Genomic DNA, 2,517 nt, shown 5'->3' with positions numbered 1-2,517 from the left:
AGCCCCAATAGCCCTCCTGCCCCGTGTGGGCACCGAGGCCACCCCCCCCAACAGTCCGGCAGCCCCAAAAGCCAAACCCGCCCGACCCCACGTAAAAGTGCTGGCGTCAGCTCAGTAGCGCACTGACCGGGCGGGGACCGTGCACTATCCGAGACATCGGTCCCCGATCGCCATGCGTCTTAGAGAACCACGACACCTGACCCGTCGCCACTGACTTGGGGCAGCGACGTCGTGAGATATTCGGGCCACGCGGCTCACCATGAACCTCGTCGGCGCAGCTTCGGGCTCCAAGTCAGTAGGACCTCGGTCGTACCGCTTGTCCCAGTGGTGGTACCTGGGCTCAGGTTATGGTCGCGCATGGAGGAGCTGCTCTGCGTCGACCACCTGACCGTCGCGGACGAGGACGAGCTGGCCGTGACCATGCTCAATGGCAATGCCCTCTGTCGCGACTGCGCCAAGGGACGCGCAGACCGACTGCAAGAGTTGGCTGACCCCACTACAGCGCAAATGCGGAAATCGCGAGAGCGCTTCAATGAGGGTCTGCGTAAGCCTCGTCGCATCCAGTAAACGCACAACAGCACCCCCGCTCAGCCCGAGCGGGGGTGCTGTTTCGACGTCGAAGGTCCGGCCCGGATAGGCCCGTGGCGGCGTTCAACGGGTGGCCATGTCGACGTTCCCGGCCGGGTCAGTTACCACACCTCGACCGGTCAGAGCCACGACGGTAACCCGAGAGCCCCTGTTTACGGAAGGGGCGTGTCGCCGCCGCACCGAGGCCAGGGGGGACCCCCAATGGCGGCGGCGACACTAAGACGGACCGTACAGCCGCCCCCTGGGAGGCCCTAGCCAAGGCCCCCCATCACCTCCGCAGCCTGAACCAGCACGGCGGCCATGTCGCGGGCCTGCGTCGGCGTTGAAACGAGTCGGCGCAGGAGTAGACCTCGAGGACGACCCCGGCCCGGGCGCCTTGGTCCTCGATTGCCGTTCTCGTCCGGATCGCCGCGCCAGAACACCCCCGCGACACCAGCTGTTCTCCTCGATCAACTCCACCAGGTCAGCGGTGAGAAGGACGTGATCGTTGCACCATGACTCGTGCTAGACGGCCTGAGCGGTCGTGGTGGTCATCGGGCCACCGGCTCAAGCACAGCGAGGACGCAGGCCGCGAGGATGCGCCAGTAAGTCGGCCCGTCCGCCTCGAGACGGGACACGGTCCGCGCTGAGCAGCCGGCGCGGGTCGCGATGTCGACCTGACGCAGACCGCGCTGGCGACGCAGGTGGCGGAAGCTCTCGCCCGTGGTCATCGGATCTGCCTGTTGATGGTGGCTACGAGCAGGAGCAACTCCTGCGCGAGTGTGTGGTCCTCGTCGCGGTGAGGAAGGCGAAGTCGCCCCCGGCGCCGTGCTCGACCTGGATGGACGGCCGGCCCGCGCTGTCGTGCCGGTCTCCCTCGATGCTGGCGGAGAACGTGTCCGGCGTCGTGCTGTCTCCGGTGTCCTGGGTGTCCTGCCGCGGCTGGAGGCTGAGCTCTATCCGGGCTTGCTTGCCAAGGCACGCGCTCCCGACGTGGGCTCCCTGGCACCAGGTGGTGTGGGTGGGGGTGAGAGTGGCTGTGGTCATCTGCGGTCCTCCTAGCCTCGGTCTTTCATGAGGTCGCCTGACGGGTAGGTCTTGGGCGGGTGGCTCGGGTTCGGGGCCCACGGGGATGCCGGTGGGCCGCGTGGCGCTGCGGGGCGGTTCTCCGGGTGGTGCTCGCTGGTGGGTGGACTGGTGAGAGACCCGGGGTCTCAGGTCCGAAGCGGGGTGAGGGTGCGGATCGCGGTGAAGGCGGCGACGATCTGCTCGGCCCAGGGCCAGGTCCGGGGGAAGCGGAGGTGCCGGCGGCGGGCGCCGTGGGTGAGGCGGGCGGGGACCTGGAGGAATCGGTAGCGCAACGCTTTCGGTTCGCTCGCCTTCAGTTCTGGGGGCAGGGCGAGCAGTCTCAGCCATGCGATGAGGTCGGCGGCGATGGATGCGGCGATGGTCATGCTCAAGCAGGCTTGGTTGATGGCGTATTCGCGGGAGGGAAATCGGCCGATGCCCGTGTCCTTGGCGTGCCGGATCCTCGTCTCAACATGTTGGTGCATGGCGTGGGCGCGGTGGCGGGCCTCCAGGAACGCGACCTGCCCACCCTTGGCGACGGGCGTGTTGGTCGCGACGGCCTGGTAGCGCCACCCGTCGGCGTGCTCGAACAAGGTCAAGGACGCGCCGGGGTGGGGGTGCTCGCGCCGGATCAGGACCCCCATCCCGGCCGGCCAGTTCTTGAGGTTCAGCATGCCGGTAATCTCCACAGCCACCTGCATGTCACCGTGTTCGCGGGGTTCGCCTTGGGCGGTGATCGCGGGCTGCCATGCCGTCTTCGGGACCTGGGCGATGGCGTCGCGGACCAGCTGGTTGACGCCGTACCCGACCGAATACTGCACTGTCCGGCCACGTTTCGCATCCAGGCCGGTCAGCCATTCCAACAACCCGTGTGACGCGCCG

Annotated in this window: 3 protein-coding genes; all 3 read right to left on the bottom strand. The window is 67.8% G+C overall.

The features are described 5' to 3' along the window. Positions 1–1,118: 1,118 nt before the first annotated feature. Positions 1,119–1,298, bottom strand: coding sequence for a helix-turn-helix transcriptional regulator (locus Q0R63_RS09250; RefSeq protein ID WP_295696622.1), 180 nt, complete (start codon positions 1,296–1,298; stop codon positions 1,119–1,121). Positions 1,299–1,320: 22 nt separating this feature from the next. Further along, on the bottom strand, positions 1,321–1,614 hold the full coding sequence (locus Q0R63_RS09245; RefSeq protein WP_295696620.1) for a hypothetical protein: 294 nt from the start codon (positions 1,612–1,614) through the stop codon (positions 1,321–1,323). Between the two features lie 167 nt (positions 1,615–1,781). After that, the coding region (locus Q0R63_RS09240; protein ID WP_295696618.1) for a transposase at positions 1,782–2,517 on the bottom strand (736 nt) is incomplete at its 5' end.

Origin of the sequence: Lapillicoccus sp. (genome assembly GCF_025353065.1) — a bacterium.
Lineage (GTDB): Bacteria > Actinomycetota > Actinomycetes > Actinomycetales > Dermatophilaceae > Lapillicoccus.
This window is presented reverse-complemented; position numbering and strand designations above follow the sequence as displayed.

Coding starts and splice junctions, on each gene's coding strand:
- Q0R63_RS09245 (WP_295696620.1), bottom strand. CDS start 1,614: ATGACCACAGCCACTCTCACCCCCACCCACACCACCTGGTGCCAGGGA.
- Q0R63_RS09250 (WP_295696622.1), bottom strand. CDS start 1,298: ATGACCACGGGCGAGAGCTTCCGCCACCTGCGTCGCCAGCGCGGTCTG.